The sequence below is a fragment of the Alcaligenes sp. 1735tsa3 genome, from assembly GCF_024134565.1.
Lineage (GTDB): Bacteria > Pseudomonadota > Gammaproteobacteria > Burkholderiales > Burkholderiaceae_B > Alcaligenes > Alcaligenes phenolicus.
The window spans coordinates 2166948-2186547 of record NZ_CP099862.1; the positions used below are offsets into that span (position 1 = coordinate 2166948).

Consider the following 19600-nt stretch of genomic DNA (forward strand, 5'->3'; position numbering starts at 1 on the left):
AAGGACGAGAAGATCTATGCAACAACCACAACGCCCGTTCACACTGCGCTTGAAACCAGCCGCCATGATGCTGGCTCTTGCGTTGACCTCCATGAGCGTGATGCCCGACGCCTACGCGCAACCCGTACGCGGCTCTTCGCTGTATTACCGAATGGGAGGCGGCTCGCCTGGCGGCTCCGCAAATTATCGTGGCCAGGTCGCTCACAACTTAGGTTTTGGAGGAAACGCTCGACTGAACTATTCATGTGGCAAGTTTGATATAGGCCTATCTTGGGCCAACATTATGAACAACCTCAACAACCTGGGCCAGACGGTGACTGGGGCGATTCAATCTGGTATCGCTGCCCTCCCCTTGTACGTCTTGCAACGCGCACAGCCAGGTCTGTATCAGATTTTTCAGAACTATTCGCAAAAGGTGGATCTCCTGCTTGGGGCCAGCCTTAAATCCTGCGAAGAGATGGAGGCTATGGTCAAAGCGGGGCAGAACCCCTATGAGGATTGGATCAAAATGGCCAAAGGTGAAGGCTGGAAGATCAAGGCCTCCGCGCAAGGTGATATTTACCAGGCAAAAATCGACATTGAGAAGAATGAAGAGGCCAATAAAGCCGGGGTGCCATGGGTCTTTGGCCAAAATGCCGGGGGTGTAGGAGGCCGACCTATTGAGCCGGTGCGAGATCTCTCTGTGGCAGGCTATAACGCTACCCTCAACAAACCAATCACCGCATCAGAGACCACGGACTACAGTAACTCACCTGCCGAGAAAAACTCTCGCCTGGTTCGTGCGTTTAAATCACCGGCAGAACTTGCCCAATGGACAACCGAAGTCCTTGGGGATCAGAAGGTCTATACCTGCGGGCAACATCACTGCCCTGCCCCAACCACGGTCGTGACCTCCAGCGGCCTGGGGCCCAAATATGAAGCCGAAGTCGATTTCGTCCAGCCTAAGCTTGAGGCAATGGCCAACCCATCGAATTCGGCCACTTATGCCGATCTCGCAGAAATCTCAGCTCCTGGCTTTGCCGTGTCTCCTCAGTTGCTTGACTCCTTACGAGCAATGCCGCCTGACACCCGCAGCATCGCTGTGAACCGCATTGCTCAGGAAATGGCGATGCACCGGGTGATCAATAAAGCACTGGTGGCGCGTAGCGTGTTGATGACAGGTCTGACCTTACCGGAGGTTACGGCCGCAGGAGATGCCATCCAAAACACCCAGGCTTCGGTCGATCGCTTAAGTGGCTACATTGACGACTTGATGTATGAGGCTCGGATCCGCAAGGATCTGACGTCCCAGACGGCATTGTCGATCATCAACACCCAGTCCGCCATTGACACACAATCACTGAACGTACCGGGTGGCAACCCTGTTGATCCTGCCCCAGCAGTGGGTGGACGGGTGCCTGGACTATGACACAAGTCTCTCTCACCAAAAAACGCAGCTGGCTGTGGCGAGCACTGATATGGCTCGCTATCGGTTTGGCCGGATTTCTCCTGCTCATTGGGCTGCTCGGCGCACTAGCGCAGTCGTTTATCGGACAGGAACATAAACTTCTGAGCCTTCTTGAGGGGACATCGTCAGTACGAGATATTGGAGCAATCGCGCAATGTCTGGCAGCACTACTCATTATTTGGCGCTGGCCAGCCGTCGTGCGCTGGCTCCAAGCCAGACATATTGTTCAAGGATTCGAATATGACGCCGTGCTGGCCAGCCGCCGCAAGGTGGCGGCATTTGCCACGCTGTACTTAGTTTTGATTCCGATTGGCCTTGACCGCATCTGGCGCTGGATGACAGCGCTCATTGCGGCCTAGCTGGGGAATACGCCATGCAACTAGACAGTTATCTTGAGCTCTTCACCACTTTCTACGGATGGGCGTTTGCCAATATTTTTGGCGAGATCGTGACCGGCACCGGCTTGGTCGTCATCCCCTTTCTAGTGGTAATCCTCAATGCCTGGCGCGAAGCTGGCCAGCGGGGAATGCAAGACATCGGCGTTATGGGTGTCATCAAAAGCGTACAGACGCAGCTCATCGTCATGCTGTTTGTGATGTCTGTTTGCTTTTTCACATCGCCCATCACAAGCCTAGCGTATGCGCGCTTGTCGTACATGCCCCCTCCTTCGATTGACAACCCGAACCCTGTAGAGGCAACGCCTGGAGCCAGTGGCAGCACCTACGATACGGCACTACGCGATGCTATTGATGGAAGCATGAGCCAGGCCAGCGGGCTGAGTAACGTGCCCCTATGGTGGTATTCCATCATGTCCATCAGCTCTGGGATCAACAATGCCTTTCGCAATGGCATGAATAATTCTGGATCTGATATGCGGGTTCTGGAGGATATGGCCAAGAATGCCACAATCGAAGACCCCGCCTTGCTCGGTGATGTGCAACGCTTCTATAGCGAATGCTTTATCCCGGCACGCAGTCAGTATTTGCGCAGCGATCGCAGCAGAATCAGCGCATCAGGTGCCTCGATCTTGGCAGAATCCAATACCGACTATGGGCCTACCGATGTGGATTGGATGGGCAGCCAGTTTTTCAGAACTGAGCCTGGGTATTACGCCTCCATGCGCAGTCGTGCACCAGTAACTGGTTTTGCGATCGATTACTCCCGCGATACGGAGTACTACGACCCATCGAGCGACGTGGATCCACAAGTCACCGGTGCCGTAAACCCAGAGTTTGGACGCCCAACCTGCAAGCAATGGTGGGAGGATCAGCTAAGAGAAAAGCTGATCGATGGCAGCCCAGGTGTTCGAGCGTTCGCATCCAGAGCGGCGAACGTTCTCACCTTTACGTCGTTCGACAAACAAAAGGATGAAGTGGCTCGTTTGGCGTCAACCGCCGCCAATCCAGTCTTTGTTGATTTCGACCAGGTAATGGGCTCCCCTTATGACGCGGCCACAATCGCAGGTCGAACAATAACGGGGGCTGGCAGCACAATCGGTGTTGGTGGGGCAGCTTTCATGGCCAGCATGGCATGGATGCTATTAGTGACCTCGTTACCCATGATTCAAGCATTGGTCCTCATGGGTATCTACGCTTTTCTACCCTTGGCCACCTTGGTCAGCGGTTTCAGTCTCCGGGTATTGTTCTTAGGTGCCATGGCCATTCTTACTATCAAGATGTGGGCGTCGATGTGGTACATCGCCACTTGGATCGATGGCCACCTAATCAACGCTATGTACCCCGGTGCCCTGGGAAATATATTTGTTCAAGAAGCCATGATGATAGGCAAAGGGGCCATTCCAGCGGGCTACAAACGAATGGTACTGAACACGATTTTATTGTCGTTGTATGTCGGTTTACCAATTATTTGGTCAGCAATGATGGCTTGGGCTGGATTTAAAGTTGCGGGTGGTATCGATAGAGTGATGAGTGACGGTGGTAACGTTGCAGCCGCCTCGGGACGAGTCCCGGTATTAGGAAAAATGTTTGGTGGAAAGAAGTAACATGAATAAGAGGAAGCAGACACAACGTACTTATCGTTATAGGAAGCCGATACGATTTCTAGAGTTACACTGTATTCTTATCAGCTCCTACTTGACCATGCTAAATTTTCGGTAATACATAAGCTAAAAAATTTTGGAAAAAGCACACTACATGACAACGAAAACCTAAATATTTATACTTTAGCTTGATCTAAAAAGCAGCAACTAATCAAGCCATGTGGGTATTAAAAAAAATTGCTTTCGGCAACAAGCAGCCTTTCAATCATCGCTCTTGGTGTTACTATCAGCAATCATTAATCTCAATGATTTCTACTTATCCGCCGTGTCTGCTTCCACCGGAAGATTATGCACAAGTATTCGTTCACGCTGGAAATTATGCCCGAGGTTATCTAACAAAACTTGAGCTTTTAATTCATTTGGATGTGGGAAAAATCCTCTACAAAGCAATTGACAACCAGAAAGTGGCTATAAAAGTAACATGGCCGGACGACTTACCTAATCCATTATCTCCCGTATGAATAGTGTCGCATTCTTCTTAAGAAATAAGCTCTCAGAGAATAAATTCAGCGAAGCCGTGATGGCTGCTCTAAACATGCCTGAGGTGGACAGTGCGTTGCTCTGCAGCGGCTTTTTCCAAGAAGATTTGTCATATAGCATCAGTGCCGCCAAGTTCTCAGGCATCTCTCGCTGCTGCCATAACCTCGATCTAACGACAGTTGGTTACTACAAAGGTAGCAAGGTCAGCTATTCAGACTTTACCAAAGGAATAGCCTCGCACTGCTGTTCCAAGTGTATTAATCATACGCCACTCCGTCTCCCTGGGGATAAGTGGCATGCCAAAGTATTCATTGGAAAGTCGCAGGGTGAGCCTATTGTAGCTGCCATAGGGAGCAGCAATCTGACTCGACGTGCATTCGACACCCTTAAGAACTTTAATTATGAGTGTGACGTGCTGTTCTGGGACGAAAATCACTGTGGCATCTCGTCGCGCGTTTCTGCTCTTCTTGGAGAAGCATCAGATGAATCGCTATCGATAGTGGTAGCAAAGGTGGACCAGGCACACCCGGTGAATCGAGTCCCCGTTTCAGATAAGCTAAAACAACTTGAGCGGGAAATTCTTGCCAAGGCTGTTGCTGTGGCGTGAGTGCTAAAAATTCATTCAGTCCGATGACGCTTGAAGGCGCGGCTTAGGCTTAATTCAGGCATTAGTGAGATCTACTCTGGGTCGATTGCAGCCGGTCAAGGCTGACCACTTTCGCCCCGAAGCAGACAGTCAAGCTACTAACGAAAAAAAGTAAACCACGCGCAGTATTCGAGGCTGTTTGAGAACCGGGTAGGTGATGCTTGCAATTAAAAAAATAATCTAACTGAGAAAATTTTGTTTTTCATAATCATCTAATAATTCAAAATTTATGAAATCAAATCCTGGTTTCAACACCAGCTCATCTTCCAGCTTGTCGCCTCTAAACAAAACTTCGGAATCATTTATTTCTATAGAAAACACAGGCCTACTCGATGTGTCTATTGATGATGCCGAGCAGTAATTCTTCAATCCTGATGGGCTAGTAGACCATGAATTTCCTAAATCACCAGATGTCTCTCCGACTCGGCCAACCCGGTATAGCTTCAATAAATTATTTTTTGATTCGTAGACCTTATCGAATTTATGTAAATCAAAGCGAAAACAATCATATCCTCCAGATATGCAACCAGATGTATACAGGCGAATTAGAATTTCACTCTGTTTTGGCGTTTTTAAAAGAGCAACAATGTCATTTTTGTGGCAATTCATAAAATAAAGTAAAACCTCCAAATTATCACCGTTTTCATTTGTATAAAATTCATTTTCAAAGTCATTTTGTGATTTAATACTCTTCTCTAAATAATTAATTTCGACAGGTGATAAGTATGAGTACAAGTGATCAACGTCGATTGCAATCGTGTCAAAAAGATACTTTAAGAATGCGTTCATTTAGATTTTTTTAGGATTGGTTGAATCTATCTATTTGGTATAACTAGACTTAGAAGGCGCAATATGTGCATGTCTAGCTCGAAGAATACTCTATTATTTTTGAACTGGAAGGCACATCGCTTTAGTAATTTTTAGATAAGTTAAAAAATTCTGATCTCAGCCATGGCGAGTAATGTAGGTCAATGTTCGACCCAAAGCGGACATCGATTGGGCATCGGTCATGGGTCTAGGATGCTGGGCGAGGTCGATATTTCTCAATCAACCTTATCTCGGACGACCTAAGGCGGTTGCTCAGCGGTTCTGCAACGCTTCTAGTGCTGCATCTAATGCAGTGACGGATTCCACTATTGTGCGCACAGTGGCACGGTCAAACTCATGGTCACGCTGGGCGTCGTGTACGCCGCTGTTGAGGTATCCCCACTCGATACTCGCGCCGCTGACATTGAGCAGAGTGGCGAGCGCGGCGACCGCCTGCGGCGCACCGGCGTGCTGCGCCGCGATGCGATCGACCGCCGATCGCAACTTGCTGCACTTGTTGTTCAACTCCCAGGGCGAGCGGGGTCCGCCCAGCTTGATGTCGATCCGACCGTCCGCCCGCCGGCCCAGCCATGTCCAAAGGCGATCCGTCAGACTCTCCAGCGCCGGCCGAGCCTGGCGCAGTGCCTCGCGCTTCTCGTCGGCCGCCAATGCCTGCTGGGCCAGCAGAACGTAGTTCTTCGTGGGCGGTTCGCTGTCGACGCGCAGTTCGTGCTCCCCCTGATGCGGGAGGAACTTGTAGCGCTTGATGGCCGCGGCGCGCCGCACGCCCAACTCCTGCTGGATGCGGTGCAGGAATTCCTCCGCGTGCGAGGTGAGGATGACCTGCTTGCCGTCGAGCAAGCCGTCCTCGAAGAAGGTGCGCCAGATGCCGTCGCGGTGGTCGTCGTCGATCGCGTTGACGACGTCGTCGAAGATGACCACGGGGCAGCCCTGTGCGATATTCTTGGCGAGCAGAATCGCCAGGCCCAGGCATTTGATATGCCCTTCACTGAAGATGATCAACGCGTCGTAGCGCACGCCCGGTTCGCCAGCGAATTCCACCTCGATCTTGCCGTTCTCCGCCACCGGCAACCACAGCGCGTGAAGCAGATCGCCGGGCGGGTCGGCGCGGTTGAATGCGTTGTACAGATGGCGGACCTGCTCTCCCAACCCCTGCAGCAGCACGCCCGGCAAAGCGGCCAGGTAGGCCTGGATCTCGGGCAGGAAACCGTCGTAGGCTGCCTTGACCCGCTGATGGTGCGCCACTACCGGTACTTCGGCCGCAACGGCCTGGATCAGGTCGCGGTTTGCTTCGTCGAACTGGACCACGGTCTGGTGTGCGGCGGCCAGGTCCTGATCGGCCGCCGTGCGCATGGTCCGCAGTCGTTCAATCTCCAGCTGATGCAGCTGCAGGCGGTCCCGTTCCTGGGCCAACGCGTCGCGCTGGGCGTGCACGTCACGCGCCTGCGCGTCGAAGCCTTCGATGGTCGCGGCGATCCGCAGCAGGGCTTGCCAGGCGCGCTGTTCGTCATCCACCCAGGCGTCAAGCCAGTTGCCTGCGGGCGTGGGAGGCAGCAGCGGCAGGCCAGCGGCCTGCGAGTCGGCAGGACAGGCGGCCGCAGCTGCAGTCGCCACGCGGCGCATCTCGTCCCACAGCGCTCGGACCGCCTCGCTCAACTGCGTCCGAAGCCCGGCCTCCTGTTGCTGCAGGGCGGCCAGCTGCGCGAGCTGCTCCAGGCCCGTTCGCGCCCTGGCGAACGGATCCTGAGCCACGGCGGCCAGTCCCGTGCCGCATGCGGGACACGCGGTCGCCCCGTCGACCAGGGTGAGCACGGCCTCGTAGAGCTTTGCGTACGACACCTCGCCGGCGCGGGCCGCGAGTTGTGCGGAAGACGCCTGCCACAGTCCTTGGAGGCGGTAGGCCTCTGCTAGCAACGCCTGCAGACGGGCCTGTGTCACTGCATGGATGGCAGGTGGATTGGCGTCCAATTGTGCCTGGACGTACGGCAGCCGTCCCTGTTGCTGCGGTGTACCGAGCAACCAGTCGACGCAGGCCTGGTAGGTCGCGCCAGGCGACATGCGCTGCGCCAAGGCTTGTTCGAGGCCCTCGATCGCTACGATCTTTTGCGGATAGGCGGCGATCGTCTGCTCGGAATTCGCCAGTTGCAGGCGACGCTGTGCTAGTTGCGCCGCCTGCACGCCGGCAAGCATCAGGTCCTGATCGAGCGAGGGGTTGAAGCCGCGCACGAACTCACTGAACTGGTCCACGCCGAATAGGGTGGCGATGAGCTGGCGCTGATCGCCCGGGGTCCGCGCGGCGATGCGGGCGAAGTCGTCGAGACGGTTCTTCTCGATGAAGCAGAAGCGGTACTCGCCTTCGTCGGGTTGGACGGCCTGCGCTTCTTCCGCCGCACTGGATGACAGGACCGGCGCGACGTGGCGACGCAGGCGAGCGTTGTTGCAGTAAATTCGCTGGTCGACCCGCTTGACCTGCGCTTCGCTGATCGAACCGAGCATCGCCATTTCCAGGGCTTCGCAGAAGCTGCTCTTGCCGGTGCCGTTGGCGCCGTAGACCAGGGTGATGTCATGGCTGAGGTCGAACGTCTCCTGGCGCATGAATCCCCGGAACGGCCCGACTTCGAGCTGATGCAGTCTGCCGAGCGTAGGCCCGTTCTCGGGGCCGCGGGCCTCCCCGTCGTAGGCGACAGGCATCTGCGCTAGATGCGCGATGGCCAGCGGCGTCAGGCGCGTCGATCGCCCGCGGCGCGCAGCACCGACCTCGGCCAGTGGCTGCAGGTGATCGAGCACCAGGTGCGCGAGCCGGCGCACGTCGTCGTGCACGTGTTGCTGCGCCAAGTGCGCCAAGAAGCGGTGGTACTCCGAGACGATGCTTGCCATGCGGCCCTCCCTACACAGAAAGACGCTCTGGATGGCGTCCTTGGCGGTACTGATCGGCCACCCACGCCCCAGCGGCGGGTGGATCGTGCTTCCCTTCGCGGTTATGGCGTATGGAAGTTCTCTGCAAAATAGTCTATGACCTTGGCCGCCTGCGTCCCTTGGCGGAAGCGCCTCTGCTCGTCGAAATCGATCGAGGGCAGCATGTGGATCAGTTGGTGGTCGGCATACAGCGCCATCACCTCCCGGGCGTCCAGCGCGCCGGTACGCTGTCCCGTGAGCGTGTTCGCCGCCTCGATGGCCGCGCCGATCATCACGTCCGCCAGTTGCACGGCGGGACTGTTCCGAGAATCAACCTGCGTTACCAACTGGAGCTTGAGCGGGAAGGTGATGCTGGCGATCTCCGACTGGCGGAACGTGACCATGTCGTCGTGACGGATGTAACGCTGCAGCAAGTCATGGTAGTTGAGCAGGTTCTTCGACTGGTCGTGCTCGACCCGATACGGACCGTCGGCCATGGTCTCCATCCGGCTGACCAGGGACTGCAGCACCACCAGGGCGGCATCCGTGCTGACGCCTGGCGTGGCGATCGCTCGCAGGCACTCGGGGGCGGCGAACTGCGCCAAGGGCCCCAGCGCTTCCGGTAGTTCCTGCCAGCGCGAGGCGCGCGCAGCCTGAACCAGGTCGACGAGCGCCGCCGGGCTCTTCTCCTTCACCGCGCGCTGTAAACTCGCCAGCAGGCGGTCGAGAGCGCCTCGCCCGAGCAGCGTTGGCCCCACCGTGTACAGCAGGGAGGCCAGCGCGTAGTTCTGCCCGTCCTCGTAGAAGTCCATCCCGCGCTCGTAGTAGAACGGCTCGACGGCGTAATCCAGGAACATCAGCAACAACAGGTAGCGCTTGTCGCAGACGTAGGTCACGCACTTGTGGTGGCCCAGCAAGTCGCGTTGCAGCGCCATCAGGCGGGGGCGGTTGGGCGGCCGTCGCGCTAGGGCCCGGTACTTGAGCTCGTCCGCCTGCAGCGTCGGAAAGTGCTCGCGGATCAGGCGCCTGGCCTCGGCGTCGTCAATGGCGATCGCCGTCGCGCCTTGAAACCTCTGCTCCGAGTTCAGCAGGTCAAAGCCTGTGTAGCCGCTTTCGTCGATTCGGAAACACTCCAAGTTCCAGCCCCCTAAAGCAAGGCGGATTCAGATGATGATACGGTCAGTATAGACTTCGGACATGGTGCAAAGGCCGCTATTGGCCGGCCGGCGAACGCTCGCCGGCCAGGATGCATTAAACCTCTGTTTATTCAGCCATCTCAAGAGCATCGTCGACCTCGATGCCGAGATAGCGAACTGTGCTTTCCAGCTCGTATGCCCGAGTAGCATCTGTACTGCGCGAAGATTCTTCGTCCGACGGTAGATCAACGAGGCTTTTGTACGGCGCATAGTGTGCGTGCCATATGCGGGGTATCGTCGAGTCCAATCGATGCGACCCAGCGATGCACAATCCGGGCGTACTGCCGTGTCGACAGATGCGGCGACGTATGCAACCGGCTCGGAAACAGAAAATCCGCCGCCTTTAGCCCTCGCGTCTCGATCCATGCTTCAACGCTCTCACGGGTTTGCCCCGTGATCTCGAATTGCACCGGACGCTGGGTCTTCTGTTGCATAACGGTTGCTCTCGTGGCTACGTGGCTTCCGTGACGGATGTCCTGCACCTGCAATCGCGTGAGATCACACGCTTGAAGCTTGCTATCGATTGCGAGATTGAACATTGCGAGTTCGCGGACGTTCGACGCCATCAGCAGTCTCGTTCAGATTGCGCAAATTTCTCCTAGCTTTATAGGTAGCTTCTACCCGGTGAGTTTGTCTTTGTTCCATGGCACACCATGGCCAACGGTGACATTCGTGGATTCTATGACAATCTCCTTTCGCGTAAAGGGAGATTCAATGTGCTCCTACGGAGGGTCGCTATGCGACCCTAAGCTGTCTGGGATGTATCTCGTCCAAAAGAAGCAACAAAATCTAACGAATAGATTAAGCTACTCAGCGAAGCGGCGTCAGCTCGAATGAATTGTTAGTCATTAACTGCTTATTAGAGTGTCGATAACCAACTAAATCATAATTCTCTAAGATGAATCAGATCACAATTATTAATATGGCTAGTAAGATAACAATAGTAAAAATCCCTACCAAAAATTTATATTCTTTTTTTTTACCTGGCACCCACTGAGGGCTCTGAGCCAACGAATCAGCACGCTCACTTGCAAAGCTTCGGATTTTTGGATATTTATCTACTGCTAAAATCATGTCTTTTATATTCGAATACGAATCAGACTGAAGTGACCTCCTCATATCCAAAATCCGATTCTCTATGATCATTTTTTTATCTATTGAGTCTGGTAAACTTCGTGGCGCTTCCGGCGGGAATATCAACGACTCGTCCTTATCCAGCAACTGAAGAATCGTTAAAACAACAGTCCTGCCGGATTTGTCATTCCCTCCTCGAATTGAAAAAGAAAGAACACTTCGCCTAGAATTAAGCCGTACGTATTGTGCATATACAAAATCTTGCTGGGCATTAGCCCGCAGCAATGATTCTGGGATCCCCAGCACAAAGCAACTTGGGAACTCTCTTAGTGGAATATCCTTACACGTACTTACAGGCACGGGCAATGACATACCGTCACCCCACACATTTATCTCGCCAGATTGATAAAAGTCGGGAAGAAGCAAAAAACACTTCATTCTGGTTGCTCCTGGCCGTAGATTCGTATCAGAACTCCATCGAACAGATAGTTAAATAAATCTTTTTCCACCATGCACATTGGTGAGACGCCACTCAGCGCCGAGGAATTTCGGTCAAGAATTGATTTTGTTCTATTCTCCATATCTGCTATTTTTTTAGCTAGTTCATTTTCAATGAACTCTCTCCGATTATCAACAAACGATGGGATTTCCAATACTCTGTCGATTTTGTTTAATAACAGATGTATCTTGCACCCCTCCTTGAACTTGCTGAGATTAGCTCCAAGCCATTTAAGGTCATCTCCAATGCGTGAGTGATATGTATCATGCAGATCTGGGGTATTTAACCGTTCCATATCCACCAGATAGAAAATAAAATCCGCATCACTGCAAGCTTGAGACCAATACCGGATTCGCTCATCAACCTCCCCGCCCACATTTATTGATCGCTTGCATCTAAACTCAATAGTTTCAAGGCCTTGAATACTGCGCTTTACCGTAAACGAATCTACTTTTTCCGCCCCTCTAGTTTGGATATGTTCTTTAGGAGGGTCTTTTTCTAGTAGGCAATCGTAAAAACTATTCTTGCCGGAGGCAGTAGCACCTATAACTGCAATCGTTTTTCCATTCCACCATTTCATAAAATCCTTGAAGGCCTCAGGCGCCTGCTTTGCCTGATCCACTCCCCATGTCCCAACTTTGACCATCAAATCAAATGCCGGTTTTGCTATAGCGATTAGTATCCCTACAATTAATTTCTCTTTCATTATTGATATATCCCTGCCTTCCACCAACAACGCACATTAACGCGCGACGGAGATTATTAATATAAATTATGTATTGTGCCTAAGATTTTGAACTGATAAATTCAATATAGCTCTTGCCAGCCCGCCCCCTCGCAGTCATTACAGAAAACCCTCTGGCTTCCACCACAGGCAGGGCATGGCCCTCCATATTCCATTGGACAATCTGCTTCTCCGCTGCCGTTACAGTTACCACACTCTTCCATATCATTATCGGAAGTATCAATTTTATCGTCTAAATTATCGCATTTCATAAACTATCTCAATAGAGCGTTAAGCTAACTGAAATGGACGACGTAGTGCAGGCCAATATTAGTAGCTTAAGAACGGGGGAGTATAAACATATTAATTGAGTATGAATCGCTTTTGTGCGTTTAGGCAAACCTATAGTTTCCGAGTATCGGGCTGTCCGCTTCTGGCCGAAAACAGTCGTTGAGGAACAACTCAGTCACTCATGGTCCCCCCCAGTAAAGCTCCCAGTTGGGATGCCCACGATCCAAAGGATCGGGGACCTCTGGAGCGGCCATACTGGTCAAATTTTTTTGATTGCTTGAATTTATTAGCCATAGAACAAAATCAAACACGAGCGTTAGCCCGATCCACATCACCCTTGCAAGAAAAATACTTCCATGTCGAGCTAGTTTCAGAGCATATTTCATCTGCCTCCACCCTCCCCAAACTCTGCATTATTTAGCGATTCCCAAGAAAACAGCAAGGCACCGTTCAATTTCCACCAGTGTATCAGCACCAACATACCCAAAGGCTTGGCCAATCTTATCTCGCTTAACGGTCAATGCCTTGTCAATCATAATTTGCGATGGTTTTTGGAGACCATTTTCTGAGTCTGGCTGAATGCTAATGCGCAATAAGGGCGCATTCACAATAGTGCTGGTCACTGGAAGTACAGTGACCGAGGAATGAGCAGCAAATAAATCCGCCTGGATCACTAAGGCAGGCCGAGGCTTTCCAAAATCCCCTTGCATTGCAACAGTAACTAGATCCCCACGCCTCATTCTGTCCAACCATCCAGGTCAGCCAGAGCCTCATCCATAAAATGCTCTGTATCCACGTCAGCCTTATCTGCCTTGGCTACCCGCAGCGCCTGACGACGGCATTCCGCTGCAAAATCAGGCCGACGGGTATCAGGCACCCAAAGCTGCACTGGGCGCAATCCTGCTTGCCGGAGCGAGTCCCGGTGCTTTTGAACTCTTGCATTTACATTTGCCATCTTGACCTCCATAACTATGCACTTATAGTACGGTTATCACCCGTTACATGCAACATCCAGTTCAGCAATTGTTGGATAATGCCAAGACAAGGCTCCTTGAGTTCGTGATCGATAGCCCAGGGTCCCTGCGCTCAAGCCGAAACAGCCGTCAATTACATCCCCCCATCAACGGAGCTTGCTTCGTGCCTGGTGGTTCCGCTCTTGCATCACCCGCATAACTTCCTCATGGGTGTACAACCTGGTATTGGGATCACTGACTTCACCCAGAGCTTCTTCAACCTCGCGAGCCATCCGCTCGTATTCCTCCGGCCATAGCACCTGCTCCATACGCAGCGACGCCTGCCCCAGCAAGTGCAGCAGGCCGAACAGCCGCATGTCGTTGGTCGCGACGATATGCTCCCGAATCAGTTCGTGTATTGCTATGCTAGCTTGGTGCGCCTCAGGCGTGGCCGTCCCTTCGTAGTCGGTCGGGAATTCCGTTTCCTCAGCGATCCGTGCCCAAATGCTGGCCAAGGCCTCAATGTTAGATGTATTCATTTCATTCCATATAGGCTTTAAAAAACTGCAATTTCAGAAGCACGAAATCTCACGCAGTGACTAGTTTAACTGTCTCCAAGCTCAAATTCGGCCAATGCTTTGACGGTAAATGTAGTGTATTGTGCAATACAAATTCATACTTCAAGACCACCATGAACAAGAGAACGGTACCGACCCATCAAACATATACCGAGCTGCAACAAGCCTACGACCACTTCAATAACGCCCTGTTCGGCGGAAGGTTGCCTAACTGTCTGATTACGTTGCAACGCGAGAAACGCTCAATGGGCTATTTCTCAAGCCAGCGATTTGTGGATGCTCAAGGCACCTATACAGACGAAATAGCGATGAACCCGGCCTACTTTGCCGTCGTGCCCTTGATCGAAACTATGCAGACTTTGGTACATGAAATGTGCCATCTCTGGCAATTCCATTTCGGCAAGCCTGGGCGTGGCAGGTATCACAATGAAGAGTGGGCCTCGAAGATGGAAGCGATTGGACTGATGCCCTCTTCGACTGGCCAACCTGGTGGCGCTCGCACTGGCCAACTCATGGTTGATTATGCGATTGAGGATGGCAAATTTGTGAAAGCGTGCGCCGATCTGCTCACCCAGTCATTCTGTCTGACCTGGTACGATCGCTTCTCACATGCCGACGCACCTCGTAGCGCCGCTGAGCGCTTGGACATCTCAGTAGGAGGTGGAGTTCCTCCATACATCGCACTTCCAGCACTCACTCAAGCTTTGGCATCCAGTGCCACCTCCACAAGCACCGCCGCCCAGGGCGACGAGAGTATGCCAGTAAAACCCACCGGCAATTCAAACCGATGGAAGTACGTCTGCCCATGCGGCACAAGCGTCTGGGGTAAACCAAAGTTGAAGATTATCTGCGGATCCTGTGAAAGCCCATTCACATCGCCGGACGCAGCTCGACTAAGCACCAAGAGCGAATCGTCCTAGAATTGATTTAAAGGCTTGTCAAGTCGAAACCCTTGGTTATGTGCCCAAGGGTTTGAACAGACACACACTTCATGCGGCCCTACAGTGGCCACATGGACCCATTCGACACTCCTACTCCACTATCACAGGCAGCTGCCAGCCACATTGCGCCTCCTGCTTCCACGCGAGAGACAGAACTTATCTGGGTAGGCACAGAAGGCCAGCTCATCAATGCGGGCTGGTTCATAGTCGCTATCCTGTTCTGCTGGACAGTCATTCCTGTCCTGTGGGCGATCTACCGATACCTTAAGGTTGCCAATCATCGCTATGAACTGACGAACCAACGCCTACTGGAGTACAGCGGGATCCTCGTCAAACGTGTCGAAACCCTGGAGTTATACCGGGTAAAAGACATCGCCGTTTCCGGCACCCTCTTTCAAGCCCTGTTCGGCCGTGGCCGTGTCGTTTTGCAAACCACTGACGCCTCGACGCCGACCGTGCACATCAGCGCGATCGCTAGCCCTCAGCACGTCTCCCAACTTATTCGTGACGCTGTCGAACAATGCTTACCTCAACCTATTCCCATTCTTCTTTGCTGATTCGCCTGGCAGCCAGTGCAAGCCTTAGCCTGGGACTGGCCACAGCGTCCTGGGCTCAAGGCGTACCGTCTGACGTGCAAGCAGCTATTGAGGAACACACTCAAGGTTCTGTCCCCATCGATAGCATCTCAACCACGCCTATTGCCGGCATCTACCAGGTCACCAGTGGCAACGAGATTTTCTACAGCGACTCGACCGGGCGGTACGCATTTGTCGGCGGCGCCCTCATGGACATGAAAGACCGCCGCGATGTGACCGCACCAGCCCTTGAAAAGCTCAACACAATCCCATGGGAATCACTACCGCTGAGTCAAGCCATTGTGCAAGTCCATGGCAACGGACAACGCAAGATGGCCGTGTTTGAGGATCCGCTCTGCCCCATCTGCCGAGTGTTCACAGAATTCGTCGATCAACTGGAAAACGTAACGGTCTATCGATTTGTCTTTCCCGTTATTGACCCGCAATCAGCCCCCATCGCCCGCAAAGCCTGGTGTTCACCAGACCGAAACACCGCTTGGAACATGGTCATGAATGGTCGAAATATTGATGGCCGTGAGGACTGTGACATTTCTGGTCTGGTGGAGATTTTAAAGTTTGGAGAAGCAAACAATATTGCTAACACACCTACAGTTATATTGGGCAACGGAAAGCGGTTAGTTGGCGCAACACCTCCAGAGCAATTTATTGCAGAATTAGATGCTTCTTAAACATCACGCTAAGGGAATAGGAAATGAAAATAAGCACAGCGTCAGTCCTAGCAATTGCAATCACGTTGGCCAGTACAAATGCAACACTGGCCCAAACAAGCATAAACCATAAGGATGACACAAAAAACCATCTGCAATGGCGACCTATGGCTATAGTTTCATTTAATTACGGCAGAATAAATGTTCCTGATGTATCGCGTGCAGATATGAACCTAGCCAGAACCGTCTGGAATAAAGAAATCAACTCTGCACCCCTGGACGATGACGGAACAAGACTGCCTTCTTTCATTTTAGTTAGCTCAGTTACGAATCAAGGTGTGCAGTACACATTTTCAATCTTTAGTTCAGCCGGGACACCAGGATGCACAGAGCCTGGTAATGGCAGTGGGATTGAAGACATGTACGAGACATGCCCATTGCGAGTGACAGAATTTCAAGGTTCTCAGTCGCGCACTCAAGAGTTTCAGAACTATTGTCATCTCTATCCCTTCCCGCCTGACCACCCTGGTGATGTCAATCAAACAGAATTTGCATTTGACGAAAAAAATATGACGGCACATTTCCGAATTATCCAGCACGGAAAACACGTACCGGCATGCGATAGAAAATTAGTATTACGGTAGAAAAACATGTTAAGGAACTTTAATCGCTTTAAAAAGCTAGTGTGGTCTTTCCTTGGACTTACTTTCTCAGTCGTCGCTATTGCTGCAACCCTTGTCACTGCTGAACAAGTTGCCCAAGCGATAAAAAATTCTCCACACGCCAGTCCGTGGCTAAAAGCTAATGCAGATGCCGTTGGGCGCTTGACTATGTTCGAATCAGGTGGCGGACAACTAGATGTTTACAATGGCTCATGCTGCTCAGGCATTTTGCAAATGAATAAAACCAACATTCAAAAATATGCCAAGGTGTCTCCCGAGGAGTTCAGGACATGGGGGTTACAGGAGCAAGTAGACGCCTGGTCAAAACTGACCACCAAAGCCATGCAAGCACAAGCACCTAAGACACTTGCGGGGCTGGGAACGTTCGATGGCCGAGAGGTCGATGATGATATGGTTCTAGCGTGCGTGCAACTCGGGATCGGAAACTGCCAGAAAATGATCAACTCAGGCAGTTGTAACGGCTTTGCGGATATCAATGGGACGACCATCTGCAAAATGGCTGACCGAATACGGAATGGCCCGCCTACGGGCAATAACGGCGATCCAGTAGACGATATCATTCGACCAAACCCTGATCAAGGTGGCACCTACCGACCCCCCGTCGATCCGTGTATCCGTGAAGGTGAAGGCTGCCTGCCTTTAACCGAAAGCCTGGAGCAAGGATTTGCTTCTGGATCCGGCGTCAGCATGGGTAACTTGCGACTCATCATTTTTGCGACATCCACTGCGTTTGTTATCCTTATCTTGATGTCGTTTATTACGGCGTTTTTTCGTAACTACTCAACGGGCTCAATCGAGAAGGTCGAACTAGTAAGTGGCGTACAGAAAACCATCATGATCGGAATGTCATTCATTGTTGTGATGTCGTTGTTCTAACTCAAGCAGATAAAGATTAGCCAAGCCGTGTATATTTGGCCAATCTCTTCGTTAGAAAATCCACCTCTCAGTTTAGTCAGTTGAGAGAAAACCATGAGGAATGCATGAGAAAAGAATTGAACTCCATCTCCGAAATAAAAAAAGAAATTGCTCGACTGCAACGTGATGCCGATAAACTCAAACAAAAGACGAGATCTAAATTAGTCAGCGATATTCTTCGATCCATGAAGGAAAACGACCTGAGCCCTGAAGATATTGCTCAGGCGTTTCACAAAAGCCCCTTAAAAACAAAAGCAGTATCGAAAATCAGGTATCGGCACCCAGATGGCCATACGTGGACTGGTAGAGGACGCACGCCGACATGGATCAAGCAGATTGAAGCGGAAGGCCGCTCCCGTGAAGACTATGCAGTTAGCAATGATTGAACTCAGGTTTTGATGGCTGGCAACATGCTCAACTCGGACCCACAAATAGCAGATACCTAAGCTCTGGATGGATGCACTGCCTCAACGTTGTCCCGTTTGGAAACGGCCGTACTGGACTTCTACCTCGATCAAGGCCAAAAGTACGGTGTATCCGTGACTATAATCAATCGAGCCCGAGCCGAGCCGATAGAGCTGGCAGCGGCTCGCGTACCAGCAGATGCAGACAATACCCGGAGGCAAGCTGACGGCTAGTTGGTAGTGACTATTATTGGTCAGGCTACTGACCGCTTAACAAAGTCGGTCTCCCCATTGTCCGGCGGATGCTTAGTCAACTACCCAGGACGTCCCACATCCTACAAACTTGTAGGGTAGCCAGTAGTCGATGTCGGATACCTAACACTGCGCATCAGTAGCGTGACCGGGGCCATTTGAAAGCTCTCTCAAGTCAGGTTATGCTCAGCAGATCAGACTGGGCAGACCATGCCAGATCACCCGCTCAACAAAAGCCAGATAAGGATAATGGAAATTTTTCCGGCGCGAGTAAGGCGCCATACGGTCGGCCTAGCCAACAGAACTACGCTTAATCCAAAGAGACTATAATCGTCGAAGGAGGAAAAAAGCGTGTTTAAAATAGACAAAGCAGCTAACAGAATTAGGCCCTTAAAAGAAAAGCAATTAGGCGAACTTGGCTTTACTGAGCGTAAGCATTTGCAGGAGTGGTTAGCAGCAGAGCCGAGCGCCTTAGGGGAGGACTTGCTAATCATTCAAAAGGAGTTTGACGGCTTCGACGAGACTAACGAGAGACTTGACCTTCTTGCGCTAGACAAGCAGCAAAGGCTCGTGATCATCGAAAATAAGCTCAACTCCGGTCGCGATGTAGTATGGCAAGCCTTGAAGTACGCCTCATACTGCTCTAGCCTCAAAAGAAACCAAATTATCGAAATTTTTCAGCGTTATCTCGACCGGCATGGCGGGGGCAACGCAAACGAAAAATTGATGGATTTTTTCGATGGTATTGAAGTTGACGAGCTCAAGCTCAATGCAGGCAATACACAGCGCGTTTTTATGGTCGCTACCCGCTTTCGTAAAGAGGTTACCTCAACCGCAATGTGGTTGTTGGGCCACGGTGTACCAGTGAAGTGTTTCAAGGTTGGCGCCTACGAGATGGGTACTGATCTGTTGTTTCGCATTGACCAAGTTATCCCAATGCCTGAGGCAGCAGAATACATAATTGGTTTAGCTGAAAAAGAAGCAGCCGACCAAGCTAGTGACAAGGCTATGGGGGAAGCCCAACAACTTCGATTACAATTTTGGACACTAGCTCTAAAAGCTATTAAAGAATCACCTTGCCGGATTTTTGATAACGTTACCCCCAGCCCTCGAGGTACTGCCGGCACAGGTTCTGGCATTGCTGGTGTCTGGTATGAAATGCAATTCCGTTTTGAGGAGATACGGGTACGACTGTATATCGACAAACGTGAATCAAGTACAGTAAATAAAAAGATCTTCGATGAGCTTTATTCTCACAAAGCATCCATAGAAACCACATTTGGTGCGAGTCTTGTCTGGAATCGCATGGATGAGGCAAATGCTAGCGCCATCGTCTACAGTCAATCCTTCGCTGGACGCGACCAAACCCAATGGCCCACTATGATTGAATGGCTCGTTTCCCACATGCAAAGGTTTGAGCTCGCGTTCAAAACACCGCTTAGCATAGTCAAACAGCAGCTCTAGTTTTGGTGCATGGCCAACATATCTAGTT

General features: G+C 51.7%; 20 protein-coding genes and 1 pseudogene. 12 read left to right on the forward strand and 9 right to left on the reverse strand.

Annotated elements, in window-relative coordinates; translation table 11 throughout:
- Positions 1-16 precede the first annotated feature (16 nt).
- The 5 genes from NIZ92_RS09995 (at position 17) to NIZ92_RS10015 (ending at position 4593) form a co-directional block, all read left to right on the forward strand.
- On the forward strand, positions 17-1408 hold the full coding sequence (locus tag NIZ92_RS09995; RefSeq protein ID WP_003799934.1) for an integrating conjugative element protein: 1392 nt from the start codon (positions 17-19) through the stop codon (positions 1406-1408).
- Positions 1405-1806 carry a hypothetical protein gene (locus NIZ92_RS10000; protein WP_254001850.1) on the forward strand — a complete coding sequence of 134 codons (402 nt, stop codon included), beginning with the start codon at positions 1405-1407 and terminating at the stop codon, positions 1804-1806. The genes NIZ92_RS09995 and NIZ92_RS10000 overlap by 4 nt, the downstream gene beginning before the upstream one ends.
- A gap of 14 nt (positions 1807-1820) precedes the next feature.
- On the forward strand, positions 1821-3449 hold the full coding sequence (locus tag NIZ92_RS10005; RefSeq protein ID WP_254001851.1) for a conjugal transfer protein TraG N-terminal domain-containing protein: 1629 nt from the start codon (positions 1821-1823) through the stop codon (positions 3447-3449).
- Between the two features lie 215 nt (positions 3450-3664).
- Positions 3665-3967 carry a hypothetical protein gene (locus NIZ92_RS10010; RefSeq protein ID WP_254001852.1) on the forward strand — a complete coding sequence of 101 codons (303 nt, stop codon included), beginning with the start codon at positions 3665-3667 and terminating at the stop codon, positions 3965-3967.
- On the forward strand, positions 3964-4593 hold the full coding sequence (locus NIZ92_RS10015) for a hypothetical protein (RefSeq protein ID WP_254001853.1): 630 nt from the start codon (positions 3964-3966) through the stop codon (positions 4591-4593). Before NIZ92_RS10010 ends, NIZ92_RS10015 begins: the two co-directional genes overlap by 4 nt.
- Positions 4594-4812: 219 nt before the next feature.
- Here NIZ92_RS10015 and NIZ92_RS10020 read toward each other — a convergent pair whose 3' ends face one another.
- The 9 genes and pseudogenes from NIZ92_RS10020 to NIZ92_RS10060 form a co-directional block, all read right to left on the reverse strand.
- Positions 4813-5421, reverse strand: coding sequence for a hypothetical protein (locus NIZ92_RS10020; RefSeq protein ID WP_254001854.1), 609 nt, complete (start codon positions 5419-5421; stop codon positions 4813-4815).
- Between the two features lie 291 nt (positions 5422-5712).
- Positions 5713-8337, reverse strand: a complete 2625-nt coding sequence (locus NIZ92_RS10025) for an AAA family ATPase (RefSeq protein WP_254001855.1) — start codon at positions 8335-8337, stop codon at positions 5713-5715.
- Between the two features lie 101 nt (positions 8338-8438).
- The gene (locus NIZ92_RS10030) at positions 8439-9491 is read right to left on the reverse strand and encodes a DUF3800 domain-containing protein (RefSeq protein ID WP_254001856.1); all 1053 of its coding nucleotides are present in this window, start codon (positions 9489-9491) and stop codon (positions 8439-8441) included.
- A gap of 127 nt (positions 9492-9618) precedes the next feature.
- A pseudogene (locus NIZ92_RS10035) lies at positions 9619-10159 on the reverse strand (tyrosine-type recombinase/integrase).
- Between the two features lie 295 nt (positions 10160-10454).
- Complete coding sequence (locus NIZ92_RS10040) at positions 10455-11063, reverse strand: hypothetical protein (protein WP_254001857.1); 609 nt, start codon at positions 11061-11063, stop codon at positions 10455-10457.
- Positions 11060-11830 carry a GTPase domain-containing protein gene (locus tag NIZ92_RS10045; protein ID WP_254001858.1) on the reverse strand — a complete coding sequence of 257 codons (771 nt, stop codon included), beginning with the start codon at positions 11828-11830 and terminating at the stop codon, positions 11060-11062. Before NIZ92_RS10045 ends, NIZ92_RS10040 begins: the two co-directional genes overlap by 4 nt.
- Positions 11831-12552: 722 nt before the next feature.
- Positions 12553-12879 (reverse strand): type II toxin-antitoxin system PemK/MazF family toxin, encoded by a 327-nt coding sequence (locus NIZ92_RS10050; protein ID WP_254001859.1) that lies wholly within the window; start codon positions 12877-12879, stop codon positions 12553-12555.
- Positions 12876-13028, reverse strand: coding sequence for an antitoxin MazE-like protein (locus NIZ92_RS10055; protein WP_234354429.1), 153 nt, complete (start codon positions 13026-13028; stop codon positions 12876-12878). Before NIZ92_RS10055 ends, NIZ92_RS10050 begins: the two co-directional genes overlap by 4 nt.
- 231 nt (positions 13029-13259) lie before the next feature.
- Positions 13260-13631 (reverse strand): hypothetical protein, encoded by a 372-nt coding sequence (locus tag NIZ92_RS10060; RefSeq protein WP_254001860.1) that lies wholly within the window; start codon positions 13629-13631, stop codon positions 13260-13262.
- A gap of 152 nt (positions 13632-13783) precedes the next feature.
- Between NIZ92_RS10060 and NIZ92_RS10065 the strand changes: the two genes are divergently transcribed.
- The 7 genes from NIZ92_RS10065 (at position 13784) to NIZ92_RS10095 (ending at position 19572) form a co-directional block, all read left to right on the forward strand.
- Positions 13784-14590, forward strand: a complete 807-nt coding sequence (locus NIZ92_RS10065) for a SprT-like domain-containing protein (RefSeq protein WP_254003214.1) — start codon at positions 13784-13786, stop codon at positions 14588-14590.
- 92 nt (positions 14591-14682) lie between these two features.
- Positions 14683-15168 carry a PH domain-containing protein gene (locus NIZ92_RS10070; RefSeq protein WP_254001861.1) on the forward strand — a complete coding sequence of 162 codons (486 nt, stop codon included), beginning with the start codon at positions 14683-14685 and terminating at the stop codon, positions 15166-15168.
- Positions 15132-15875 carry a DsbC family protein gene (locus NIZ92_RS10075; protein ID WP_254001862.1) on the forward strand — a complete coding sequence of 248 codons (744 nt, stop codon included), beginning with the start codon at positions 15132-15134 and terminating at the stop codon, positions 15873-15875. Before NIZ92_RS10070 ends, NIZ92_RS10075 begins: the two co-directional genes overlap by 37 nt.
- A 23-nt stretch (positions 15876-15898) precedes the next feature.
- Complete coding sequence (locus tag NIZ92_RS10080) at positions 15899-16498, forward strand: hypothetical protein (RefSeq protein ID WP_254001863.1); 600 nt, start codon at positions 15899-15901, stop codon at positions 16496-16498.
- Between the two features lie 6 nt (positions 16499-16504).
- A complete protein-coding gene (locus NIZ92_RS10085; protein WP_254001864.1) occupies positions 16505-17413 on the forward strand; it encodes a hypothetical protein in 909 nt (302 codons plus the stop codon).
- A gap of 104 nt (positions 17414-17517) precedes the next feature.
- The gene (locus NIZ92_RS10090; RefSeq protein ID WP_254001865.1) at positions 17518-17838 is read left to right on the forward strand and encodes an H-NS family nucleoid-associated regulatory protein; all 321 of its coding nucleotides are present in this window, start codon (positions 17518-17520) and stop codon (positions 17836-17838) included.
- Positions 17839-18459: 621 nt separating this feature from the next.
- Complete coding sequence (locus tag NIZ92_RS10095; protein ID WP_254001866.1) at positions 18460-19572, forward strand: DUF4268 domain-containing protein; 1113 nt, start codon at positions 18460-18462, stop codon at positions 19570-19572.
- Positions 19573-19600 lie beyond the last annotated feature (28 nt).